This is a genomic window from Mesorhizobium sp. WSM4845, from assembly GCF_055811455.1.
In genome coordinates this window covers 1-19,612 of sequence record NZ_JBVVQA010000051.1, presented here as the reverse complement: position 1 = coordinate 19,612, position 19,612 = coordinate 1, and the positions used below count along the sequence as shown (strand labels likewise).

General features: G+C 60.4%; 21 protein-coding genes, 2 tRNA genes and 2 pseudogenes. 17 read left to right on the top strand and 8 right to left on the bottom strand.

Going from position 1 to position 19,612, the window contains the following annotated elements; genetic code table 11:
- Window positions 1–113: 113 nt before the first annotated feature.
- Window positions 114–413 carry a DUF1236 domain-containing protein gene (locus AC0L2C_RS32695; RefSeq protein ID WP_027156174.1) on the bottom strand — a complete coding sequence of 100 codons (300 nt, stop codon included), beginning with the start codon at window positions 411–413 and terminating at the stop codon, window positions 114–116.
- Between the two features lie 352 nt (window positions 414–765).
- On the opposite strand from AC0L2C_RS32695, the gene AC0L2C_RS32690 reads away from it, so the two are divergent.
- From AC0L2C_RS32690 to AC0L2C_RS32680, 3 genes are all read left to right on the top strand, one after another.
- Complete coding sequence (locus tag AC0L2C_RS32690; RefSeq protein ID WP_473525386.1) at window positions 766–1,086, top strand: DUF3606 domain-containing protein; 321 nt, start codon at window positions 766–768, stop codon at window positions 1,084–1,086.
- Window positions 1,087–1,363: 277 nt separating this feature from the next.
- Window positions 1,364–2,767, top strand: a complete 1,404-nt coding sequence (locus AC0L2C_RS32685) for a sensor histidine kinase (protein WP_287063880.1) — start codon at window positions 1,364–1,366, stop codon at window positions 2,765–2,767.
- Window positions 2,767–3,441, top strand: a complete 675-nt coding sequence (locus AC0L2C_RS32680) for a LuxR C-terminal-related transcriptional regulator (protein ID WP_287063695.1) — start codon at window positions 2,767–2,769, stop codon at window positions 3,439–3,441. Before AC0L2C_RS32685 ends, AC0L2C_RS32680 begins: the two co-directional genes overlap by 1 nt.
- 34 nt (window positions 3,442–3,475) lie before the next feature.
- Here the strand turns inward: AC0L2C_RS32680 and AC0L2C_RS32675 are convergent, their stop codons facing one another.
- Window positions 3,476–4,072 (bottom strand): hypothetical protein, encoded by a 597-nt coding sequence (locus AC0L2C_RS32675; RefSeq protein WP_473525385.1) that lies wholly within the window; start codon window positions 4,070–4,072, stop codon window positions 3,476–3,478.
- 842 nt (window positions 4,073–4,914) lie between these two features.
- Complete coding sequence (locus AC0L2C_RS32670; RefSeq protein WP_473525384.1) at window positions 4,915–5,652, bottom strand: DUF1236 domain-containing protein; 738 nt, start codon at window positions 5,650–5,652, stop codon at window positions 4,915–4,917.
- Window positions 5,653–5,803: 151 nt separating this feature from the next.
- Between AC0L2C_RS32670 and AC0L2C_RS32665 the strand changes: the two genes are divergently transcribed.
- The 8 genes from AC0L2C_RS32665 (at window position 5,804) to AC0L2C_RS32630 (ending at window position 13,059) form a co-directional block, all read left to right on the top strand.
- Complete coding sequence (locus AC0L2C_RS32665) at window positions 5,804–6,055, top strand: DUF982 domain-containing protein (protein WP_473525383.1); 252 nt, start codon at window positions 5,804–5,806, stop codon at window positions 6,053–6,055.
- A 559-nt stretch (window positions 6,056–6,614) separates the two neighbouring features.
- On the top strand, window positions 6,615–6,989 hold the full coding sequence (locus AC0L2C_RS32660) for a c-type cytochrome (protein ID WP_287229253.1): 375 nt from the start codon (window positions 6,615–6,617) through the stop codon (window positions 6,987–6,989).
- A 130-nt stretch (window positions 6,990–7,119) separates the two neighbouring features.
- On the top strand, window positions 7,120–7,374 hold the full coding sequence (locus AC0L2C_RS32655) for a hypothetical protein (RefSeq protein ID WP_128246827.1): 255 nt from the start codon (window positions 7,120–7,122) through the stop codon (window positions 7,372–7,374).
- A gap of 539 nt (window positions 7,375–7,913) precedes the next feature.
- Window positions 7,914–8,387: a (2Fe-2S)-binding protein gene (locus AC0L2C_RS32650; protein WP_287063686.1), complete on the top strand. Its 474-nt coding sequence runs from the start codon at window positions 7,914–7,916 to the stop codon at window positions 8,385–8,387.
- A gap of 11 nt (window positions 8,388–8,398) precedes the next feature.
- Complete coding sequence (locus tag AC0L2C_RS32645; protein ID WP_473525382.1) at window positions 8,399–10,645, top strand: xanthine dehydrogenase family protein molybdopterin-binding subunit; 2,247 nt, start codon at window positions 8,399–8,401, stop codon at window positions 10,643–10,645.
- Window positions 10,646–10,875: 230 nt separating this feature from the next.
- Window positions 10,876–11,769, top strand: coding sequence for a LysR family transcriptional regulator (locus AC0L2C_RS32640; RefSeq protein WP_473525381.1), 894 nt, complete (start codon window positions 10,876–10,878; stop codon window positions 11,767–11,769).
- Between the two features lie 114 nt (window positions 11,770–11,883).
- A complete protein-coding gene (locus AC0L2C_RS32635) occupies window positions 11,884–12,579 on the top strand; it encodes an SDR family NAD(P)-dependent oxidoreductase (RefSeq protein ID WP_473525380.1) in 696 nt (231 codons plus the stop codon).
- Between the two features lie 186 nt (window positions 12,580–12,765).
- Window positions 12,766–13,059, top strand: coding sequence for a hypothetical protein (locus AC0L2C_RS32630; RefSeq protein WP_128246820.1), 294 nt, complete (start codon window positions 12,766–12,768; stop codon window positions 13,057–13,059).
- Between the two features lie 747 nt (window positions 13,060–13,806).
- Here AC0L2C_RS32630 and AC0L2C_RS32625 read toward each other — a convergent pair.
- The 3 genes and pseudogenes from AC0L2C_RS32625 to AC0L2C_RS32615 form a co-directional block, all read right to left on the bottom strand.
- Complete coding sequence (locus AC0L2C_RS32625; RefSeq protein WP_473525379.1) at window positions 13,807–14,250, bottom strand: hypothetical protein; 444 nt, start codon at window positions 14,248–14,250, stop codon at window positions 13,807–13,809.
- A 98-nt stretch (window positions 14,251–14,348) separates the two neighbouring features.
- Entirely contained in the window at window positions 14,349–14,549 is a 201-nt protein-coding gene (locus tag AC0L2C_RS32620; protein WP_287240647.1) for a hypothetical protein, read from the bottom strand.
- Window positions 14,550–14,717: 168 nt separating this feature from the next.
- Window positions 14,718–14,948: pseudogene (locus tag AC0L2C_RS32615) on the bottom strand (helix-turn-helix transcriptional regulator); the annotation flags it as partial.
- Between the two features lie 51 nt (window positions 14,949–14,999).
- Here AC0L2C_RS32615 and AC0L2C_RS32610 point away from each other — a divergent pair.
- Window positions 15,000–15,209 carry a hypothetical protein gene (locus tag AC0L2C_RS32610; RefSeq protein WP_287240646.1) on the top strand — a complete coding sequence of 70 codons (210 nt, stop codon included), beginning with the start codon at window positions 15,000–15,002 and terminating at the stop codon, window positions 15,207–15,209.
- 54 nt (window positions 15,210–15,263) lie between these two features.
- Here the strand turns inward: AC0L2C_RS32610 and AC0L2C_RS32605 are convergent, their stop codons facing one another.
- Together AC0L2C_RS32605 and AC0L2C_RS32600 are read right to left on the bottom strand one after the other, a co-directional pair.
- Window positions 15,264–15,692 carry a hypothetical protein gene (locus AC0L2C_RS32605; RefSeq protein ID WP_287240644.1) on the bottom strand — a complete coding sequence of 143 codons (429 nt, stop codon included), beginning with the start codon at window positions 15,690–15,692 and terminating at the stop codon, window positions 15,264–15,266.
- 91 nt (window positions 15,693–15,783) lie between these two features.
- A tRNA-Asn gene (locus AC0L2C_RS32600) sits at window positions 15,784–15,858 on the bottom strand.
- A 222-nt stretch (window positions 15,859–16,080) separates the two neighbouring features.
- Between AC0L2C_RS32600 and AC0L2C_RS32595 the strand changes: the two genes are divergently transcribed.
- From AC0L2C_RS32595 to AC0L2C_RS32575, 5 genes and pseudogenes are all read left to right on the top strand, one after another.
- A complete protein-coding gene (locus tag AC0L2C_RS32595) occupies window positions 16,081–16,341 on the top strand; it encodes a hypothetical protein (protein ID WP_287240641.1) in 261 nt (86 codons plus the stop codon).
- A 329-nt stretch (window positions 16,342–16,670) separates the two neighbouring features.
- A tRNA-Cys gene (locus tag AC0L2C_RS32590) sits at window positions 16,671–16,744 on the top strand.
- 106 nt (window positions 16,745–16,850) lie between these two features.
- Entirely contained in the window at window positions 16,851–17,519 is a 669-nt protein-coding gene (locus tag AC0L2C_RS32585; RefSeq protein WP_287240638.1) for a protein-L-isoaspartate O-methyltransferase family protein, read from the top strand.
- Between the two features lie 186 nt (window positions 17,520–17,705).
- Window positions 17,706–19,118 carry a TolC family outer membrane protein gene (locus AC0L2C_RS32580; RefSeq protein WP_287240637.1) on the top strand — a complete coding sequence of 471 codons (1,413 nt, stop codon included), beginning with the start codon at window positions 17,706–17,708 and terminating at the stop codon, window positions 19,116–19,118.
- A 215-nt stretch (window positions 19,119–19,333) separates the two neighbouring features.
- A pseudogene (locus tag AC0L2C_RS32575) lies at window positions 19,334–19,612 on the top strand (hypothetical protein); the annotation flags it as partial.

Genomic DNA, 19,612 nt, shown 5'->3' with positions numbered 1-19,612 from the left:
TTTCCTGTTGTTCTCTTTTTGGGGGGGTTTTTTTCCCCCCCCGCCCCCCGGGCCCGCCCCCCCCCCCCCCGCCCCCCCCCCCCCCCCCGCGTCTCCTCCCCAGGCCATTTCAGTCAATCGATGATTTTAACGATCCTGCGTGTGCCTGGATCGACAAGAACGGTCCGATTGTCGACGACGACGTAGCGATATTGGACGTCGGGAACTTCATGAAGCTCGACCGTCTCGGGCAGCGCCGAGCCGATATTGAGCTCCACGCCAAGCAGGTTCACCGAGGCGAGCGGCTGCTTTTTCACATACTCCCTGATGACGGTCTCCTGTTCGGGCTGGATGATCACGTCCTGGGCAGCCACGGCGCCGACACTTGCCAGCAGCAGAAATCCTGCGGCTGCAGTGGAAAGATGCATTCTCATAAGTTTTTCCTTCCTGATGAGCTGTCTTGCGCTGGGGACGCATCTTCGTCGCGCCAAGCTCACCTTCAACAACGAGACAGCTGCAAACGTTCCGCGGCTGGGCTTCGGTCCGACCAGAGACGCCGTGCCGATGGACCTAAGTCTGAATTGTCGTGCGCAAAGGGCGACGATGGCGTGTGGCCCGGAACCACGACTGCCAGCACTCGTTGCTCGCCGTGCGTCACGGGAGGAATCGATGGAGAATAGTGTTCACCAAGCCCGCTGGCTACTTGCACCGGTCTTCGCTGTCTCCATTGCCTTCCTGGCAATTGGAATAGTCAGCTGATGAACGACCGACTTAACGATGTGGCTGATGGACGAAGATATCTGCGCAGCTAAGTCCCTTCCTGGGCCGATAAGGGACCACCCGCCATTCCTCGATTTGGCGGGTGGTCCCTCGTTTGCGTCCAATGTTCAAACGAGCTTTAGTGGGAAAACGGAAATGGACGACAACAACAAAGATCGATCGTTTCTCGACCGCGACCGCCTTTCGGTGGACCAGTATTACGAGGTGGAGCATTTCGCGCGAGAAAATGGCGTTTCGCCCAGCCAGGTCAGCAGGCTGATCAAAAAGAACGGCAACGATCGGGTGACACTTACGCAAGCGGTGAGAGCATTGCGCGACCGGAAGTGAAAGACGCCGCACCTTCCGCCGCGCTGCCAGGGGCGACCGGTGCCGGCAGCACGTGGTTGAGGAGTCATATTTGCTGCCTCGCTCAACCATGGCAGTGGCGCTTGCGCAAAAAACCGCAAGGTTGCGGTTTTCGTCCAGCCCGCAAGCCCTAAGTTCCCTTGTTATTGATCGGTGCAGATCAAAGATGGCGTCATTTAGCGTCGTTCGACGACAGATTGGCTGGTTCTCTCGAATCGTGCCGCTGGCGCGACGCGCCGCCGACCGGGCCGGTGGAGATATGGCGCCATACAGACCGACAAGATTGCTCGATCGGTGGAATGCACTGTCGCTGGCCACTCAGTTTCTGCTCGCCGGCGGGCTGTTCTCGCTGTCGGCGATGATCGTGGTGGGAATGTCCGTGACAAGCCAGATTGAAGCCGCGGTCACCCGGAACTCGGCCGCCTCTACCGCTCTTTACGTCGACAGCGTCATCGCGCCGCTGCTTCCCGACATGCGCAGGAGCGAGATGCTGGACGAGAGCGTTGCGCACGCGCTGGATGAAACGCTGGGACAAGGCGCGCTCGGCAAAAGGCTCGAATCGTTCAAGCTATGGCGCCGCGATGGCACCATCCTCTATTCGACCAATAAGAATTTGGTCGGGAAGCGCTTTCCACTCAGCGACAATCTCCGGGCCGCATTCGCCGGCGACATCGTTGCTGAATTGGACAGGCACTATGACAACCAGGCTGAGAGGGACAGCGGCCTGCATCTTCTTGAAATCTATAATCCGATGCTTCAGCCATGGTCGGGCGAAGTCGTGGCTGTTTTGGAATTCGACGAGATCGCCACCGATTTTGAGAAGGATCTCCGGCAGGCACTGGTTCGGACCTGGTTCGATGTCGCAGCCGTCACCGCGGTTTTTTTCCTCGGTCTTTCGGTGATCGTTTTTCGTGGCAGCCGCACGATTCGTTCGCAGAGCCGCTCCTTGAAGCAGCGCATTGCCGAACTTTCCGTCCTGGTTGCTCAAAACAGAATGTTGAGGCTGCGGGTGCAGCGTGCTTCGCAGCGCGCCACGGCACTTAACGAGCGTTACCTCAGGCGGATCGGCGCGGACCTGCACGACGGGCCGGCGCAACTGGTTGCCCTCGCTGCGCTAGGGATTGACAGCCCCGTGCTAGCCGATCCTGCCACGCCGGCTGCGGCGCGCGCGCGCGAATTGCAGGTGGTCAAAGCGAATCTGGACGACGCGATGCGAGAAATCAGGAATGTCAGCAAGGGTCTTATGCTGCCGCATGTCGAGAATGCCGAGTTGACGGAAATCCTCGAGCTTGCCGTGCGAGCGCACGAAGAGCGGACCGGCGTCAAAGTGATGCTGTCCATGACCGGGAACCACACACCCTTATCGCCAGCGGCCAAGATCTGCATCTTTCGCTTCATTCAGGAGGCGCTGAACAACGGCTTCCACCATGCCGGGGGTGCCGGTCAATCGGTCGCGAAACATTTCGACGGGGAGCGCGTTTCTATCGAGGTTTCCGACACCGGCCCAGGTTTCGACCCGAAGATCATCCATCCTGAACGGCTGGGGCTCATCGGGCTGCGTGAGCGGGTGGAAAGCCTCGGCGGCCAATTTGATGTAACATCTTCACAGGATGGCACGGTGGTGAAAATGGTTCTCAACACAGTCGAAATAGGACAGGCGTGATGGCAGCGACCATAAAGCTCGCCATTGTCGACGACCATCCGCTGTTCAGGGAAGGTGTTGTGCGCACCCTCGAGCAGATCGGCGGGTTCGAGATCGTTGCCCAAGGCAGCAGCAGAGATGACGCCTTGCGGATATCGGAAGACCAGCAACTCGATATTCTGCTGATGGACATCTCGGTGCCTGGAGGGGGCCTCAGCGCGGTCGAGCCGGCTCTGGAGCGGCACCCGGATTTGAAAATCGTGATGCTGACCGTTTCGGAGGAAAACCAGCACGTCATGGCCGCCTTGCAGAGCGGGGCAAGAGGCTACGTCCTAAAAGGTGTCGGATCGAGAACCCTGGCCGCCATACTGCGCACGGTGGCGATGGGCGAACGGTATGTTTGTCCGCAATTGTCGGCGCGCGTGTTGGTCGACCTGTCGAGCCAATCAACTGCGATCGAGAAACCCGACGTTCTGGCCGAACTCACCAGTCGCGAAAGAGAGATCCTGACGCTCGTTGCCGCGGGATTGAGCAACAAGCGGATCGGTCTTCAGCTGAACCTGCACGAGAAAACCATAAAGCACCACATGACGCGGATTCTGGCCAAGCTCAATGTGAGCAACCGCACCGAAGCCGCGATGACATTGCGCGACGCGACCGAGCATCAGCATCCGCCTGTCCGCGATCCTGCATGAAGCAAGACAGCCTTGCGGCCTGTGGAACGCGCCATCACTCGATCATCCGGAGCAGTCTTGCCCGATCGGAGTTCTTTGCCTGCCGCCGAATGATGGTGCGGCCCATGGCATCGCGCATCTCGTAATGGCCGCCGTCGATGCGCTCGCTCAGCCCGTTGGAATGCACCACACCCACGCTTGCCCCGCGCACCTCGATCCGGTCTCCAGTGGTCACGTTGATATACGTCTTGGGCTTGTTGCCAGGATTTAGCGCGGTAGCCGGATTTGTCGGGGGAGTGACGTTCAGTGCTTTTGCTTCGTTCGCATTGCCGTTCGGGTCCGTGGCCTGTGGGGCTGTGGCATTTCCAGGGTCTGTGGCATTTCCAGGAGCGTTTCCAGAGTTGCCGGGGCTTTCAGTGTCTCCTGAGTTGCCGGAGCCAGAGTTGCCGGAGCCAGTGTTGCCGGAGCCGGAGTTGCCGGAGCCAGAGTTGCCGGAGCCGGAGTTGCCGGAGCCGGAGTTGCCGGAATCAGAGTTGCCGGAGTCCGAGTTCCCAGCGTTCCCAGAGTTCCCTTGTGCCCAGGCGGCCTGTGGGCTTAGCGTCAGGGACAGGCCGTCCTGTGCCACACGGTAGGGGCTGACGACGAGAACCAAGGCCGATGCGCTCAGGCAGATGGCGACGCGAAGCCCTCGAAGAGATTTGAGACTGCGCTGCGATTGAGGCCGGGCAGGCCGCGCACCGGCGAGAACTCTTGTCTCACAATGCTTCGGGCGCTGCGGCCGTATTGCGTCTGTGATCAATGAATTTGCCAATAGCACGCCAGAATATCCTTTTACCGTCACGCCCTATGTTGCATCTCTGCCTATTTCGAATTCGCCCAAGTCAATCCTTCGCCCAAGCCAATCTTCTGAACTGCACCGATTCATCAGGCTTTCGCCATCATCGGGCTGTGTCAAGACCCACCAGTCTCGAGGGGGAGAACCGGTGGGTCTCGCTGGCGCAGGAAGGGACTCATGACTGCGCGAGTGCGTTGCCTTCATCGGTGGACCTCATCAGCCGATGAAAAGCCCAACGGCTGCAACCCCGAACGCCAGGCCAAATATCGGAAAAAGCAGCCAACGTGCCTGGTGAATGCTGGGGTCCATTGCAGCCTCCTGTCACGGTGTCGGGATCGCAACGACGCCAGCAGGAGCTCGGTTCCTACAAACTCCCCCATTTGAGGCTTTTGCCATAGCGGTCCCGGACCAAAGCACTGCCTGGGCCAGCCCATGGTCGGCAAGCGGCCAGACCGAAGTCCTAGCTCAGGCCTTTTGAGCAGGGAGGACGCCGTCCAGATGTAATCCAGGTGGGAAGCGGCTGAAGAAACCTCGACACGCAGAAAGCCTGTCAGTTTGAACAGGCGTAATAGCCGTGCCTTTGGTGGCAGAGACTGGTCCATGCAAACGAGGGGTCCGCCGTGGGGCAGCGGACCCCTCGTTTAGCCCGAACTAGGGCGTCAGGCCAGAATAAGGACGATCTTGAATGTATCCGGGTCGACGATGACGATACGGCCATCGGCCAACACGAAATACTGGTACTCTTCGTAAGCCGGGACGATCTCGATGATTCGCCGTGGCAGAGGACGCAGTTCAACCCTCTGCCGCGGAACCTCGACACCCACTGAGATGTCAAAATCGACGTCGGCAACCGGGTCGACCTTTTCCTCCTTGAGGATCTGGGTGATTTGCGTTTTCTGTTCAACGGTCACATTGCTGATCGCGCCGGTCTCCGTCTCATCCGGTGGCTGAGTAGTGCCCTGGGTCTGCTGCTCGGTGGTGGTACCGGCCTCGCCCTGGGTCTGCTGCTCGGTCTGGGTCTTGGCCTCGCCCTGAGTCTGTTGCTCGGTGGTGGCGCCGGCCTCGCCCTGGGTCTGCTGCTCGGTCTGGGTCTTGGCCTTGTCCTGCGCCTGTTGCTCGGTTGTGGCGCCAGCCTCGCCTTGAGTCTGCTGCTCGGTGGTTACGCCGGCTTTACCCTGGGCTTGCTCGTCGGTCTGCATCTTCGCCTTGCCTTGAGCCTGCTCCTTGGTGGTGGCGCCGGCCTTACCCTGTTCGCCCATCGCACCTTCCGGGCAACCGGCCGAGCCGGCCGGGCAATCGGTGCCGGACTGGCTTTGGGCCGGCTGCTGTTCCTGAGCGAATGCTGCGCCACAGCCAACGCCTATGGCCAGCATACTGGTGATCAGAACTTTTTTCACGAGACGTCTCCTTCGAAAAGTCTGTCCCTTCATGGGGAAAACCACCTCTGGAATGTTTTGTTCCAGGCGAATTGACCGGGCGCGGAAGCCGCGTCCAGGCGCGCGCCGGACTGAGCCAGCGAGCGCGCCGATCGTCAGGAAAGGGGAGTTCATGGTGGAGGAAATCGAATGCTTGGCCGATGCTTTCGAGTTCCTGCAGGAATGGCCGAACAATCGCAGAGGGCCAATCTTTGACACGGCGTTCCGCGCCTGCCAGCGCGCCTATGATGGCCAGGTTCCCATTTCCGTTGCACGCGAGGCTTTCGCCGGCTTCGCGAGATCGGCCAAAATACTCGAGGACGCCTCTGCAGCTATGCCCTGGATGACGGCACAGAAAACCGGTCGCGGTGGCGTGACGGCGTAACCGATGTAGCTGCCTAAAGCGCGTCGCGTTGGAATGGACCCATGCGACGCATGCGGCTCGCTTAGGGTTTTTGAAAGTATGCATGCCGTATTGCAAAACCGCTGCGCACCCTCGGTTCCAGCCCGAGGGCGTGCTTTTGCGCGACATGCATTGGCGAAAAGATGGCCGGCGCCGCAGGGAGCGGGGGAGGTGGGGTTGCCTAGGTTGGCGCCGGCCAGGCGGCGTTGGGGTTCGCCACGCAGGAAGCGTAGCAAAGTTCGCCAGATCGGTTATGGCGTGATCGCGGAAGTTCGCCGGGCCCGCCTATGCCTCCGGGGGTTTCCCTTCCAACGTTGTTTGTTCGAGGGGCTTTTCCTGCGCGCGTTCGCCGATTTGGGGCGGCGTGCTCGCCGATCGGAACTGCGTACTTAGAAATCGCACTTCTGGGCTTATGCAACGAACGCCAGCTAATCCGGCTTTGGCACAGAGGTTATCGTCGCCAGATAGAAGCCCGAGCAAATCGAAGTCGGATCATCTCTTTCATTAGGCTTTTTGGCCGTCCAATTCGGGAACAATTCGCGTGAAAAGAATTCTGCTCTGCGTCGCGTCCTCTGCCTTGGCCCTTCTGTCGGTATCTGTCCCTGCCTTTGCGGAGGGAGATGCTGCGCTGGGGCAAAGGGCGTTTCAACGCTGCTCAGGCTGTCATTCAACCGCCGACCAGAAAAAAGCCGGCCCCGGCCTCGGCGGTATTGTCGGACGGCCGGCCGGATCTATGGAGGGGTACCGTTATTCGAAAGCCCTGAAGTCGTCCGGATTGGTATGGGACGAGGCAACGCTGGACCGGTTTCTAGCGGCGCCCGGCGAGGTTGTTCCGAAAACGACGATGACGATGGCCGTGTCCAAGCCTGAGGACCGACAGAATATTGTCGCATACCTGAAGTCCTTGTCGCAGTAGACTCGAATTTGCATCCCGGAATGCGGGCATCGTTTTCGAACCCGCCCGCCGCCATGCGCCGGCCTCCAACCCTGAGCACGTGCAGTCTCTGCGACCTGCGGCAACGGACCCGCTTTGCTCCGACGACGCATTGGACAACGACACTCGTATTCGCCTTCAACAGTCCGGGAAGAAGTGGGCTTGCCAAGTCCCCAAGTGGATGATGATTGCGTTGTTCTTAGCAGTCGCAGGGTTGGTTGCGGCCGTCGTGCTCTACCCCAGCGAGTTTCTGGTTGTTCTGACTGTCCTTTATCTCGCCTCCATTCCGATCAGCTGGATCAGTTTCCGTCATGATGGGAAAATTCACGACGGAATCGATGTCGAAACCGCTCAGGTAGTGGAATGACATCTGGAAGCCTTGATGGCTGTCCAGTTCTCGGCTCGGGCAGGCAGCAACTACCTCGCGGCAACCGCCGCCTCCCACCTATGGCGACCTTCCAAACATCTGCAACGATTAGGGCCGCGCCACTCTTCCCCGATCTGTGAGGGGACAGTCTCGGGCGGGTACCAAGCGTCGGATTCAATCCACTCTAGCAGGGTTTATGCACAGCGCTGAACGTTTGGCGGCCTGAGGTGTTGATCTTTCGAAGCGGAAGCAACAGTCCTTTTCAGGGCCGTTCGCCGCAACTGGCGCATCTACTGCTATTCGATCCCAGTGAACGGCAATGCCGGCGCTGACCGCGCAAACGCGGACGTGCCTCGCCTGTGTGACGCATTCAGAAACCACGTTTCTAAGGTCATGCAAATTGCGCAGTCTAATCCAGCATCGCCCGGCGAGCTAGCTTTAGCGCTAGTCACCAAATTGCCAATGTCTCAGTCGGCCGGGAAGCTCCAGGCCGCTTGGCAAGCCTGTTCGGGTGGAGCAACCCAGGAGAACTACCGGCCATGATCTCACTGAATATCAACGGGCGAGAGCACGAGATTGACGTTGACCCCGAAACTCCGATCCTTTGGGTCCTGCGTGACACGCTCGGAATGAGCGGCACCAAATTCGGCTGCGGCGCAGCGCTCTGTGGCGCCTGTACGGTGCATCTGGATGGCGAGGCAATCCGCTCGTGCAGCACACCGGTTTCCGCCGTTGAAAGCGGCAGGATCACCACGATTGAAAAGACAACCGACGGCACCGACCGTGTCGGCGCGGCTGTCCACGCTGCATGGGTCAGGCACGACGTGGCACAATGCGGCTACTGTCAGAGCGGCCAGATCATGAGCGCGACGGCTTTGCTCGCGTCGCTGTCGCCCGGCGCGCAGCCGACCGCCGAAGAGATCGACTCCGCCATGGCCGGAAACATCTGCCGCTGTGGAACCTATGCCCGTATCCGCGCCGCTATAGCCGACGCCGCCAGCACCCTCGTCTGAAGGAGACGCATATGTTCCCCAACATGGATCACAAAGAGCTGCCGCGTGCGCTGCAACACATCCTGGAACGGGGCCGTTCAACGACGGTCCAGGCGATACCACGCCGCAGCTTTCTCAAGCTGACGGGGACCCTCGGCCTGGCTGTCGGCATTTTCCCTGATTTGGCAGTCGCGCAGTCGTCCGAGGCCGATGAGGCGGCAGCCAGTCTGAAGCCGACCGAGCAGCCCTCTGCATTTGTCCACATCGCGCCCAATGGAGAGGTTACGGTCACAATCAACCGGCTGGAGTTCGGTCAAGGCGTCCAAACGGCATTGCCCATGATCCTTGCCGAAGAACTCGATGCGGACTGGAACCTGGTGCGCAGCCAACTCGGCACCAATGACATCGCCTATGTCGATCCGCTCTTCGGCATGCACCTTACCGGCGGTTCGAACACAATCAAGAACAGCTTTACGCAGTATCGCGAGCTGGGTGCTCGTGTTCGCGCCATGCTGCTGGCGGCCGCGGCGACCCGCTGGAATGTGGAGGCGTCCACTCTGCGAACCGAGGCCGGCGCGGTTCTGGCCTCCGATGGCCGCAAGCTCGGTTATGGAGAACTTGCCGAAGCGGCCATGGCCTTGCCAGTGCCGCAGAAGATTGCGCTGAAGGATCCCAAGGATTTCCGCATCATCGGCCAGCCCACCCGGCGTTTGGACGCTCAAGCCAAGAGCAGCGGCCAACAGAGTTTTGGCATCGACTTCAAGTTGCCGGGACAGTTGACGGCCGTGGTGGCTCGTCCTCCGGTCTTCGGAGCCAGGATAGCCACCCTGGACGACAGCGCAGCCCGCGCCGTCAAGGGCGTGAGGGCCGTCCTGCGCGTGCCGCTGGATCGCGGTGCCGAGGGCGTGGCCGTCGTGGCCGACGGATATTGGCAGGCGTCTCAGGGCCGCGATGCCCTTAAGGTGGAGTGGGACACATCTGCCGTCGAAAAGGTCGATAGCGAACGGCAACTCGCGCACTATCGCGAGATGGCCAGTCGGCCCGGCCCGCGCCAGTTCGATTCAGACATGGTGCCATTGGAAACGGCGCCGCTGAAGCTGGAAGCTGAGTTCGTGTTCCCGTATCTCGCCCACGCGGCGATGGAACCGTTGAACTGCACGGTACGGCTTGCCGATGATCGTGCCGAGATCTGGATGGGAAGCCAAAGTGCCGGACCCGATGCCGCCGCTGCCGCAGCCGCGCTCGGCCTCAAGCCGGAACAGGTCGTGCTTAACGTGCAGATGTCGGGCGGCGGCTTCGGTCGGCGCTTTTCCAGCACCTCCGACACCGTGGTCGAGGCCTGCGAAATAGCCAAGGCCGCCAGGTCGGCGGGGCTGAATGCACCGATCCGTACGCTTTGGAGCCGCGAGGACGATATGAGGGGCGGCTACTACCGTCCACTGCACCTGCACCGCGCCCGCATCGGCTTTGACAATCAAGGCAAGGTGCTGGCCTGGGATCACAGCATCGTCGGCCAGTCGATACTTACCGGAACCGTGTTCGAGCAGTTCATGGTGAAGAATGGCATCGACGCCGCCGCGACGGAGGGCATGCGGGCTCCCTATCCGCTTCCAATGCGGCTGACCGTGCATCATCCCAAGGACAACGTGCCGGTTCTGTGGTGGCGCAGCGTCGGCTCCACCCATACGGCTTATGTGATGGAGACCCTGCTCGACGATATAGCGCGTGCAACCGGCCAAGACCCTGTAGCCTACCGCATGCAGCTCTTCGGCGATCAGCACATCCGCCATCGTGACGCATTGCAACTGGCCGTTGACAAGAGCGGGTATGGCAAGACGCAATTGTCCGAGGGGCGGGCCTGGGGTGTGGCGGTGCACGAGTCCTTCAGCTCAGTGGTCGCTTACGTGGTGGAAGCCTCTGTTGCCGATGGACAGCCTAAACTGCATCGGGTCACGGCCGGGGTTCACTGCAATCTGGCCGTCAACCCTCTGACCGTGGAGGCGCAGGTACAGGGCGCGGCGATCATGGGCTTGTCGATGTGCTTGGCAGGCTCTGCAATTACGCTCAAGGACGGCGTCGTCGAGCAGAGCAACTTCAGTGACTATACGGTGGCGCGCATCACGGACGTGCCGGAATTCGACATCCACATCGTCCCTAGCGCCGAACCGCCCACGGGCATGGGCGAGCCCGGCTTGCCACCATTGGCGCCGGCATTTGCCAACGCAATAGCACGGCTCACGGGAAAACCGCTGCGTCAATTGCCGTTCAATCTGACGTAGCCGTTTTTACGCCAGACCGCTTCTGCTCGCTGCTTGCTGTTCCGGCAGCGAGCAAGGCAGATAACGCCTTGTCGGCGCTCGGCTGCCATCGAGGCGTTCGGAATCCGCGCAGTACCAGGCAGTCCTGATGCTGACTCGTGCCGTCGGGGCTGCGCGGAGCATAAATATGACGAGACAGGCATGCTGATTATCCGCCATAATCCTCATGGATACAGAAATGAGGTTTGTAGGTGAGAAAAGGCGACTTCAGCGAATGGGCTGTGTTTATCGCGGTTGCCGAGGAGGGGAGTTTTACACGCGCGGCCGCGAAGCTCGGCCTCTCCCAATCCGCGCTCAGCTATGCGGTGCGCATGCTCGAACAACGGATCAGTGTGCGGTTGATCTCGCGAACGACGCGCAGCCTGTCGCTGACCGAGGCAGGCGAAAGGCTGCTTATCAGCCTGCGCCCGGCATTCGACCATATCGACAGTGAAATTGCTGCGCTCACGGCGCTTCGCGACAAGCCTGCAGGCACGATCCGCATCACCACGTTCCGGCATGCCGCCCAAACTGTCCTGTGGCCCGTATTGTCGAAACTGCTGCAGAATTATCCCGACATCACGGTTGAGGTCCATGTCGATGAAGGTCTCACCGACATTGTCGCAGAGCGCTTCGACGCCGGTATCCGCATGGGCGAACAGGTGCAAAAGGACATGGTTGCGGTCCGGATTAGCCCCGACGTCAGGATGGCAGTCGTGGGATCCCCGGCCTACTTTGCCAATCGTCCCGCCCCGCAGACACCCCGCGAGTTGAGCGAACACCGATGCGCAAGCTATCGCCAGAACTCCGGGGGCGGCCTTTATGCCTGGGAGTTCGAACAGGACGGTGTCGAACTTGAGGTCCGGGTCAATGGACCGGTTATTTTCAACGACAACGAGATGCTCTTGCATGCCGCGGTCGATGGCTTGTGTTTGGTGTACACGTTCGAAAACCAGATATCCCAGCATGTTGCGGACGGTCGCCTGGTCCGGGTGCTGGAAGACTGGTGCCCGCCATATTCCGGATACCACCTCTATTATCCAAGCCGGCGGCAGCATACTGCCGCCTTCACGCTTCTGGTCGACGCTCTCCGATACAGGGAATAACGGGGCGGACCGACCATTTAGCAGTGCGATTTCTAACTTCATGCCGATTATGCCGTCTAATCGGCCGGCGCGCCATCACCTAAACTTCCTGTTCATCGAAAACAGGAGTTGGATATGAGCAAAGTCTGGTTCATCACCGGGGCTGGCAGCGGCATCGGCGCCGCAACCGCCAGGGCTGCACTGGGAGCAGGTGATCGGGTGGTCGCCACCGGCCGCAATCCCGACAAGATAAGGAACGCCCTGCGTGGTGTCGCCAGCGACAGACTTGCGGTCGTCCAGTTGGACGTGGCCGATGCAATTCAGGCCAAGGCGGCCGTCGACAAGGCGATGGAGGCGTTCGGCCGCATCGACGTTCTGGTCAACAATGCCGGTTACAGCCTGCTCGGCAATTTCGAAGAGTTGACCACCGCTGAAATCGATGGGCTGATTTCGACCAATCTGCACGGCGTGGTTCACGTCATGCGTGCGGTCATTCCGGTCATGCGCAAGCGGCGCTCAGGACACATTATCAACGTCAGTTCGCTCGCCGGAATCATCGGCTTCAAGCATTGCGGAGCCTATAGCGCCGCCAAGTTCGCCGTCGAAGGCCTTTCGCAGTCGGTGGCTCAGGAAGTCGCTCAATTCGGCGTCAGGGTCACAGCCGTCGCGCCGGGCTTCTTCCGCACCGACCTCCTCGATGATCAGAACGCCAGGTACGGCAGCAGCACCATCGACGCCGCGTGGCTAGTCATGTTGCTATTTAGCAATGGCGCGAACAGCCTGGAGGCACTCAGGGCAGGGCTAGGGTCCGAAGAGCGTCGCCGAGCTTAGGCGTCACGGATTTTCGCTGTCGCGGCGCTCTAGCCTTGCGACGGTCTCAATGATTGCCTTCGCAAGTGCTTCGCCCTCGTGGATAGGGCGTACTACAAGTTTTAGGCGCAGTGCTTTCTTCGCTCGGCAGCCACCATCTTGCTCAGCAACTTGGAACATAAGTGAGGCAGAAACATTGTTGGCGCCATGGACAAGAACGATGGCGACAATCTTCCTGAGTGGTTTCCGGGCAACCTGCCCGAGGATCCAGTGATCCTAGCCGATATCACGAAAAGAATTTCGAGAGAGATCGAGGGTAAAATCGGGCCGGACGGTTTCGCGGTCACGGAGGCGTGGCGGGATCGCAATCTGGTTGAGGAATGGGAAGAAGCTGACGCCGTCCTAGACAGCCAGCCGCCCGTGCTTCCGTTCCTGGTTCTGTATGTGCTCTCAATGTTGGGCTTGGCATGGTACGCCCTCGCTGGCAGGTATTTTCTATAGCGCCTGAGTTTCCGTTACGCACGGCGAAGGTGTGCACGTCGCAGCCCGAGCTTTGAGTAGCGAGAGCGAGAGTCAATGGGCGGCCCAGCAGTCAGTTGGAGGTGGGCGGGTGGCCGCTGGGCCTGACCGGCGAGGGGGCGTCTGCGGGACAGTCGCCGGCTACTTCTAGATAGGCGGCTAAATGCATCATTTGTAATTTAGTAAAATGGTCACGTTCCGTTCCCCTGGCTGTCAAATCGGATGAGCCTAGAGTCAATTTGATGCCTAAAAGAGTGAGTGCCGGCGCTGGCACAAGGGGCCGCCAGGACGCGCGAGGTGCTTCGGCGGTGTAGGACAGCGGCCAGCGGGAACGCACGCTGGCGAGGCTCTGTACGGCACGGAAAAACCACGGCGCCCGTGGGCCTGTCCCACAGTGGGTCATTTGCTGCTGGCACCCCAATTGCATGGTCAGCATCGGGGCGAGTGGGGGGCCCGCCGCTTCGCAAATGGAGCGGCGGGGCTTTTTGCATTTCAGCCATCACCGCAGGTTCGAGCGGCCCGACAGCCACTATTGGGGGTGATCAACAGCCGGCCGCCGGGCCTAACCAGCAAACGGGGTAGGTTCGCCGGCTGGGAAGACTGTAGGCCGCTCAAGCATCGCTGCTAACTTAGCAAGACGGCTGTGTTCGGTTCCTCTAGCCCTCAAATCGGATGAGCCTAGACTCGGTTCCATGAGTGGGTGTCGGGCAGGCTTGTTCAACGCTTTAGTCAGAACGCGCATTTCTTGTATTTAAAGGCACCAACCATCGCATCAAAGCGCTCAAAGTGGGTTGCGTCGATGATGCGGAATGACCATGAAAAGTTCCGGGATACAGCAGCGTCCGCACAGGTTAATAGGGCGGAGAAGCGGTCGTTCTCCTCGTTGACTTGCGAGATCGTGCAGGCGCCCCCAACCGGGCCCTTTCCCTTGTTGCCGGTAATGATGAAACCGTGCTCGGACGCATAGGTACGGTCCTTGAAGCGGACTTTCCCCTGGATCTTCTCGAACACCCTCGTGCAGTCGGTGCGTTCCCCGACCCATACGCCTTGCAAAACCTCAAGAGCATCGCCCCATGCTACGGATGCGCTAGCGGCGAAAAGTGCCGATCCCAGGAGCAGTGCTGCCTTCGAACGATTGGACTGCCATCTCAGTGCTGCTATGACGAGGTGCATCAGGAATCTCCAAAGCCGTTTCAGTTGATGCCCCTCCAACCGCAAAAGCGGAAGTCACTAGAAAGCTTTTACCGGCAGAATGTTGAACGACTAGGCCACTAGCTTTGGTTCGATGCAAGCTTCCTCCGAATTGCGCTAATGGCATTGACGATCGCCTCCGCTGCCTGGCGGTCAAGCGCAACATCCAGGCGGCCTTCTGTCGTCTGGATTGAGAGGATTCCGAGATTGCCGATCTTGTCCGTGACCGTTTCGACATGAATCTCTGTCGGCACATAAGGCGGCTTTTCCATAGGACCCATCGCTTACCTCCTGGTAGCGGTGTGCTGCTGGAGATCTCTCCTTTGACAACTCCCAAGGGCAGCATCGCGCCGATCTGGCGCAAAGGCAAGCCAGAGCAATCCGCATAAAGGGTTATCGCATAAAAGTGTAGTTTCAAGTGCAAGGGCGCGCTGACGATTTCCGTGTTATTTCTTCCTCAACCTCACCCCTGCGCCGCTGCCGTTCTCGGGGATGAACTCGATGCCGGCCGCTTCGAGCGCTGCCTGAAGGTCAAGCAGAGTGCGGTCATACGGCGCCCGCTTCCCAGCTTCGAAACTAGCAATTGTCGCCTTCGCCACCTTGGCAGCCATCGCCAGTTGATCTTGCGACCACCCGATAAGCGCACGGCCGGCTCGGCATTGAGCCGATGCGGAGTCGATGTCCCAAAAGGCTAGGCAGGCCTACTATGAAGCGCTCGGAGGGGATGCGTCATGCTGAAGAAGGACCGCGTTGCCCACTACCTGGAGAAAGCCGAGCGCTTGGAATACATCATCCCGAACTTCGACCCGGCGAACGGGGACATGATCCTGGTGTTCAAGATCGAAGACGCCACCGGCGGGCGCTCATTCCGCCTCTCGCCCGAGCTGGGCGCGGAGTTCCGTTCCTACATTTTCCAGGCGATCCGCGAAAAGGCAAACTGATCAAGCGGAAAACTTTGCCACTTGATAGTCCGCTGCCTCACGGTGGCGGGCTTTTCACTGTTCGGGGGAATAATCCTCTGGTCGAAGAAGCTTGGGCGAGGAGAACCACAACTCCTTGAATTCCACCATCGGCGCCGTCCAAGGCTCCCATTTGTCCATTGCTCGTAGAATCGATAGTCCTGCTTCGAAGGCGACTAAGGATCTCGTCTCCGCTGGTCCTCTATGCTTGAGCCAATCCCGCGTCTCATTAAGACGACGGATCCACTCCTTGCGCTCTGGCGTTGGGCGATTCGGGTTATCGCGAAGGTTTGCCCAAAGGCCCACCTCTTTTTCCGGTGCCATTCCTTCAGCCGCACCGGCTAGGGTGACCGTGACAGCAAAGAGGCCAGCGTGGAACGCAGCGATTGCAGCCTCAATCTGTTGAACCGCAGCTTCTTGGCGGGTGACTGTGAAGACTCGGTAGAACGGGCGCTTCTCAATCATGCGAGCCTCATCTGTAGCCCCAGATGTAGCCCCCGGCGGGGTCTGCCACCTTCGCGAAGGTTGCGAGTTTCAGCTAAGGGTTTGAAATTGTTGGCTCCCCGGGCCGGATTCGAACCAGCGACCAACCGGTTAACAGCCGGTTGCTCTACCACTGAGCTACCGGGGAACAAGAGGCTCTCATGTGAGTGGCGCAGCCTATAGCAAACCCGTTTCGGCTTTGCAAAGAAGCATTTCGTATTTTTCGACGCTTTTTCGCGCCACGATTTCTGGCAATCATGTGCGCGCGTCCTCATATGAGCCGTCTGACGGGGTGCGCGGAACCGAAAACGCGGTTGCGGCTTTCGTCAGCTGGTGCTTTTACCTTGCCCGAACGGACCATTAACCAGACATGAGCGCAGCGAGCCACAACCATCCACCGGCACGGAAAATATCGGTCTTCGGCCGTCAGTTCACCATGCCGCGTTCGCGCGGCCTCAGGATTGCGATCGGCGTCGTGCTGATCTTCGGCGGCATTCTCGGCTTCCTGCCGATCCTGGGGTTCTGGATGGTGCCGATCGGATTGCTGGTGCTCTCCTACGAGTTTGCCTTGGTGCGCCGCCACCGGCGCCGGCTTGTCGTGTGGTGGGAGCGGCGGCGGCGGCCGAACTGACGGGTTTGCACCGCAGGGGCAAGCTTCTGTGAAGGGGCGTCTTTCCGGCTCGACTAAATCTGGCCAATGCCGGAGCGCTTTTCCGGCCCTCGCAGCTCTCCTTCAGAATGGCGGACCTTCTGCTTACCCCACGTAAAGTCCAGGTCCCGGGCTTCCCTTTGCGATACTCCGTACTTAACAATTAACTAATATCTTAATTGCAGGATGCGTATCGACGTTTCGATGCGTGGCATCATGGCCAAGGGGAAACCGTCCGGAATGCACCATGGCCGCTTGACGGCATTTTCGCCGCAACCTATTGGAACCGGGTGGAACGCCGGGAGCAATGAGGCCTCGTGGCGGAGTGGTTACGCAGAGGACTGCAAATCCTTGCACCCCGGTTCGATTCCGGGCGAGGCCTCCAAATGCCCAAGCTCCCGCGCACCAGCGCCAGGGGGCTTGAGTTCCGGTCGAAATGAGCCGCGGTCTTGGCGCGGCAAGCAGATTGGTTTTGGGCGGATTGGTTGGACATGAGCGCTGATTTTGCCGAACGTCGGGTGAAAATGGTCGATGGCCAGATCCGCACCACCGATGTGACCAGTGCGCCGCTGCTCGAGGCGATGCTTGTCGTGCCGCGCGAGGCCTTTGTCGCCCCCGGCCAGCGCGATCTGGCCTATATCGACGAGGACATCCGCATCGCGAATGCAGCGGACGGCCCACGCTATCTCATGGAGCCTTCGCCGCTGGCCAAGCTGATGCAACTGGCGGAGATCGGCCCTGGCGATTCGGCGCTCGATGTCGGCTGCGGCACCGGCTATGCGGCGGCGATCCTGTCGCGGCTGGCAAAGTCGGTCGTCGCGCTGGAAAGCGATCCGGCATTGGTCGAGACCGCCATGTCGACGCTTTCGGCGCTGGGCTGCGACAATGTCAGCGTGGTCAAGGGGTCGCTGCCGGAAGGCCATGCCGCGGGAGCACCCTACGACGTCATTTTCATCGGCGGCAGCGTCGAGAAAGTGCCGGAATCGCTGCTCGACCAGCTTGCGGAAGGCGGCCGGCTCGTCGCCGTCGAAGGGCAGGGGAATTCGGGTGTGGCCCGATTGTTGTTGAAAACAAGGGGGGTTGTAACCGGAAGAGGCGCATTTAATGCGGCAATTAAGCCACTACCGGGATTTGAACGTGCTCATGCGTTTGAATTCTGAGTAATTTTGGCTTGCGGCAAAGGCGTTGTCATGTTCGCTTGCGCTTGAACAATCGTTGCTGATCCGCATAACCGGGGTGTTCTTTTGGGGGCTGACAGCAGGGGACCTGAAACACACCGCGCCGGCTGCTCGAATGGGAGAAGCCGGCGCGGTGTGGTTCCCATGCAAAACGAATGAGGGAATAACGTGCCGTCTTTACGCAAGAGCCTTTTTGCCGCCGTCCTCTTCTCGGCGACCGCGCTTTCTCCGCTGGCCGCCTCGGCGGAAACCATTCTCGGTGCACTTTCAAAAGCCTACCAGAACAATTCCGAGCTCAATTCGGCTCGCGCCGGCGTCCGCGTCACCGATGAGAGCGTTGCCATCGCCAAGTCCGGCTGGCGCCCGACCATCACCGGTTCTGCCAACATCGACTACTCCAGCGAACATTTCAATGCCCGCGGCAATGTACCCGGCGCGAACCGAAGCACGCGTTTGACCACCGGCAACTTCGGCGTCCAGATCGACCAGACCCTGTTCGACGGCTTTCAGACCAGGAACAACGTCGCTGCAGCCGAATCCCAGGTCCGCGCCTCGTTCGAGAGCCTGCGCAACACCGAAGAGAACACTCTGTTCAACGCGGCAAGCGCCTACATGGACGTGATTCGCGACCGCCAAGTGGCGGTGCTGACGGAGCAGAACCTGCAGTTCCTGACCGAGCAGGCGCGCGCTGCGCGTTCGCGCTTCGAAGTCGGCGAAGGCACCCGCACCGACGTGGCCCAGGCCGATGCCGAGCGCTCCTCCGCTGTGGCGGAACTGGCCGCCGCCCGCGCGCAGGCGCTGGCAAGCGCTGCGACTTATCGCCAGATCGTCGGCGATGAGCCAGGCAGGCTCAGGGCCGCTTCGCCGCTATCGAAGCTGTTGCCGTCGAACCTCGATGCGGCGATCGCGATTGCAGCCAGCGAGCACCCGGCCATCCTCTCCACCCAGCATCTGGTCGACGCGGCGGCGTTTTCGGTGAAATCGGCCGAAGGCGCGCTGCTGCCGCAGCTTTCGGCTTCCGCCGGCGTTTCCAGCGACTATCTCAGGGAGAGTCCGGGCGTCGATCTCGGGACGGGGCAGGATGGCACAACCAATTCGGCCAGCATTGGTGCCACCTTGACTATACCGATCTATTCGGGCGGGCGGACGTCGGCGATAGTGCGTCAGAACAAGGAATCGCTCAGCCAGGCCCGGATCGAGGTCGATGTAAGCCGCGACACCGTGCGGCAAGCCGTGACCTCGGCGTGGACGCAATATATCGCCGCCCAGCAAACCGTGGTGGCCAACAGGCAGGTGATCGCCGCCGCGCAGCTTGCCTTGAGCGGGGTTATCGAGGAGCGCAATGTCGGCCAGCGCACCACGCTCGACGTTCTCAACGCCCAGGCCACCCTCATCAACGCCAAGATCAACCAGGCCAGTTCCGAACGCGATTTGGTGGTGGCGAGCTATGCCATCCTGTCTGCTATCGGTCGCCTTTCGGTCGATCGTCTCGCCCTTCAGGTGACGAAATACAGACCCGAAGAACATTACAACGCGGTCAAGGACAAGTGGTTCGGCCTGCGCACGCCAGACGGCCGCTGATCACCTGATAAGTTTCAACTTCCGTCCAGTTTCAAGCCATTTAGAGCCCGCGCCTCCAAAAAGGACGCGCGGGCTCTAATCTGTTGAAATCCAACATGCCCTCAGATTGGGGATTCTCGTAAGTCGATCCGTGGGTTACGCTGTTGCCATGATTCGAATCCGGGTTTGGCCGGACAGGAAATCTGCAACGAGTCACAAGAGCGGCGGATGTGACGATGGCGACGGCAAGCAGCGTACAGCGCGAACCTTCCATGGAGGAGATACTGGCTTCCATCAGGAGGATCATCGAGGACAACGACACCGGCCGCAAGCAGCCGGACGATACGGACGACCTGCTGCAGGATCTGACGTCGGTAGCCGTGCCGGCACCGGCGGTAGCCGTGGCGGCCCCCGCGGGGGCCGGGGCCGGCCCCGCGGGCGGGGCGGCGCCCCCCGCGGGCGGCGGGGGGGCCCCCCCCGCCGGCGGGGGGGGGGGGGCGGGGGGGGGGGGGGGG

Bases quoted from the DNA above. Each gene is read 5' to 3' on its own strand.
- AC0L2C_RS32685 (WP_287063880.1), top strand. From the start codon at position 1,364: ATGGCGCCATACAGACCGACAAGATTGCTCGATCGGTGGAATGCACTG.
- AC0L2C_RS32650 (WP_287063686.1), top strand. From the start codon at position 7,914: ATGATCTCACTGAATATCAACGGGCGAGAGCACGAGATTGACGTTGAC.
- AC0L2C_RS32605 (WP_287240644.1), bottom strand. From the start codon at position 15,692: ATGATTGAGAAGCGCCCGTTCTACCGAGTCTTCACAGTCACCCGCCAA.
- AC0L2C_RS32585 (WP_287240638.1), top strand. From the start codon at position 16,851: ATGAGCGCTGATTTTGCCGAACGTCGGGTGAAAATGGTCGATGGCCAG.
- AC0L2C_RS32595 (WP_287240641.1), top strand. From the start codon at position 16,081: ATGAGCGCAGCGAGCCACAACCATCCACCGGCACGGAAAATATCGGTC.
- AC0L2C_RS32690 (WP_473525386.1), top strand. From the start codon at position 766: ATGGACGAAGATATCTGCGCAGCTAAGTCCCTTCCTGGGCCGATAAGG.
- AC0L2C_RS32645 (WP_473525382.1), top strand. From the start codon at position 8,399: ATGTTCCCCAACATGGATCACAAAGAGCTGCCGCGTGCGCTGCAACAC.
- AC0L2C_RS32665 (WP_473525383.1), top strand. From the start codon at position 5,804: ATGGTGGAGGAAATCGAATGCTTGGCCGATGCTTTCGAGTTCCTGCAG.
- AC0L2C_RS32620 (WP_287240647.1), bottom strand. From the start codon at position 14,549: ATGGGTCCTATGGAAAAGCCGCCTTATGTGCCGACAGAGATTCATGTC.
- AC0L2C_RS32635 (WP_473525380.1), top strand. From the start codon at position 11,884: ATGAGCAAAGTCTGGTTCATCACCGGGGCTGGCAGCGGCATCGGCGCC.
- AC0L2C_RS32680 (WP_287063695.1), top strand. From the start codon at position 2,767: ATGGCAGCGACCATAAAGCTCGCCATTGTCGACGACCATCCGCTGTTC.
- AC0L2C_RS32630 (WP_128246820.1), top strand. From the start codon at position 12,766: ATGGACAAGAACGATGGCGACAATCTTCCTGAGTGGTTTCCGGGCAAC.
- AC0L2C_RS32625 (WP_473525379.1), bottom strand. From the start codon at position 14,250: ATGCACCTCGTCATAGCAGCACTGAGATGGCAGTCCAATCGTTCGAAG.
- AC0L2C_RS32610 (WP_287240646.1), top strand. From the start codon at position 15,000: ATGCTGAAGAAGGACCGCGTTGCCCACTACCTGGAGAAAGCCGAGCGC.
- AC0L2C_RS32695 (WP_027156174.1), bottom strand. From the start codon at position 413: ATGAGAATGCATCTTTCCACTGCAGCCGCAGGATTTCTGCTGCTGGCA.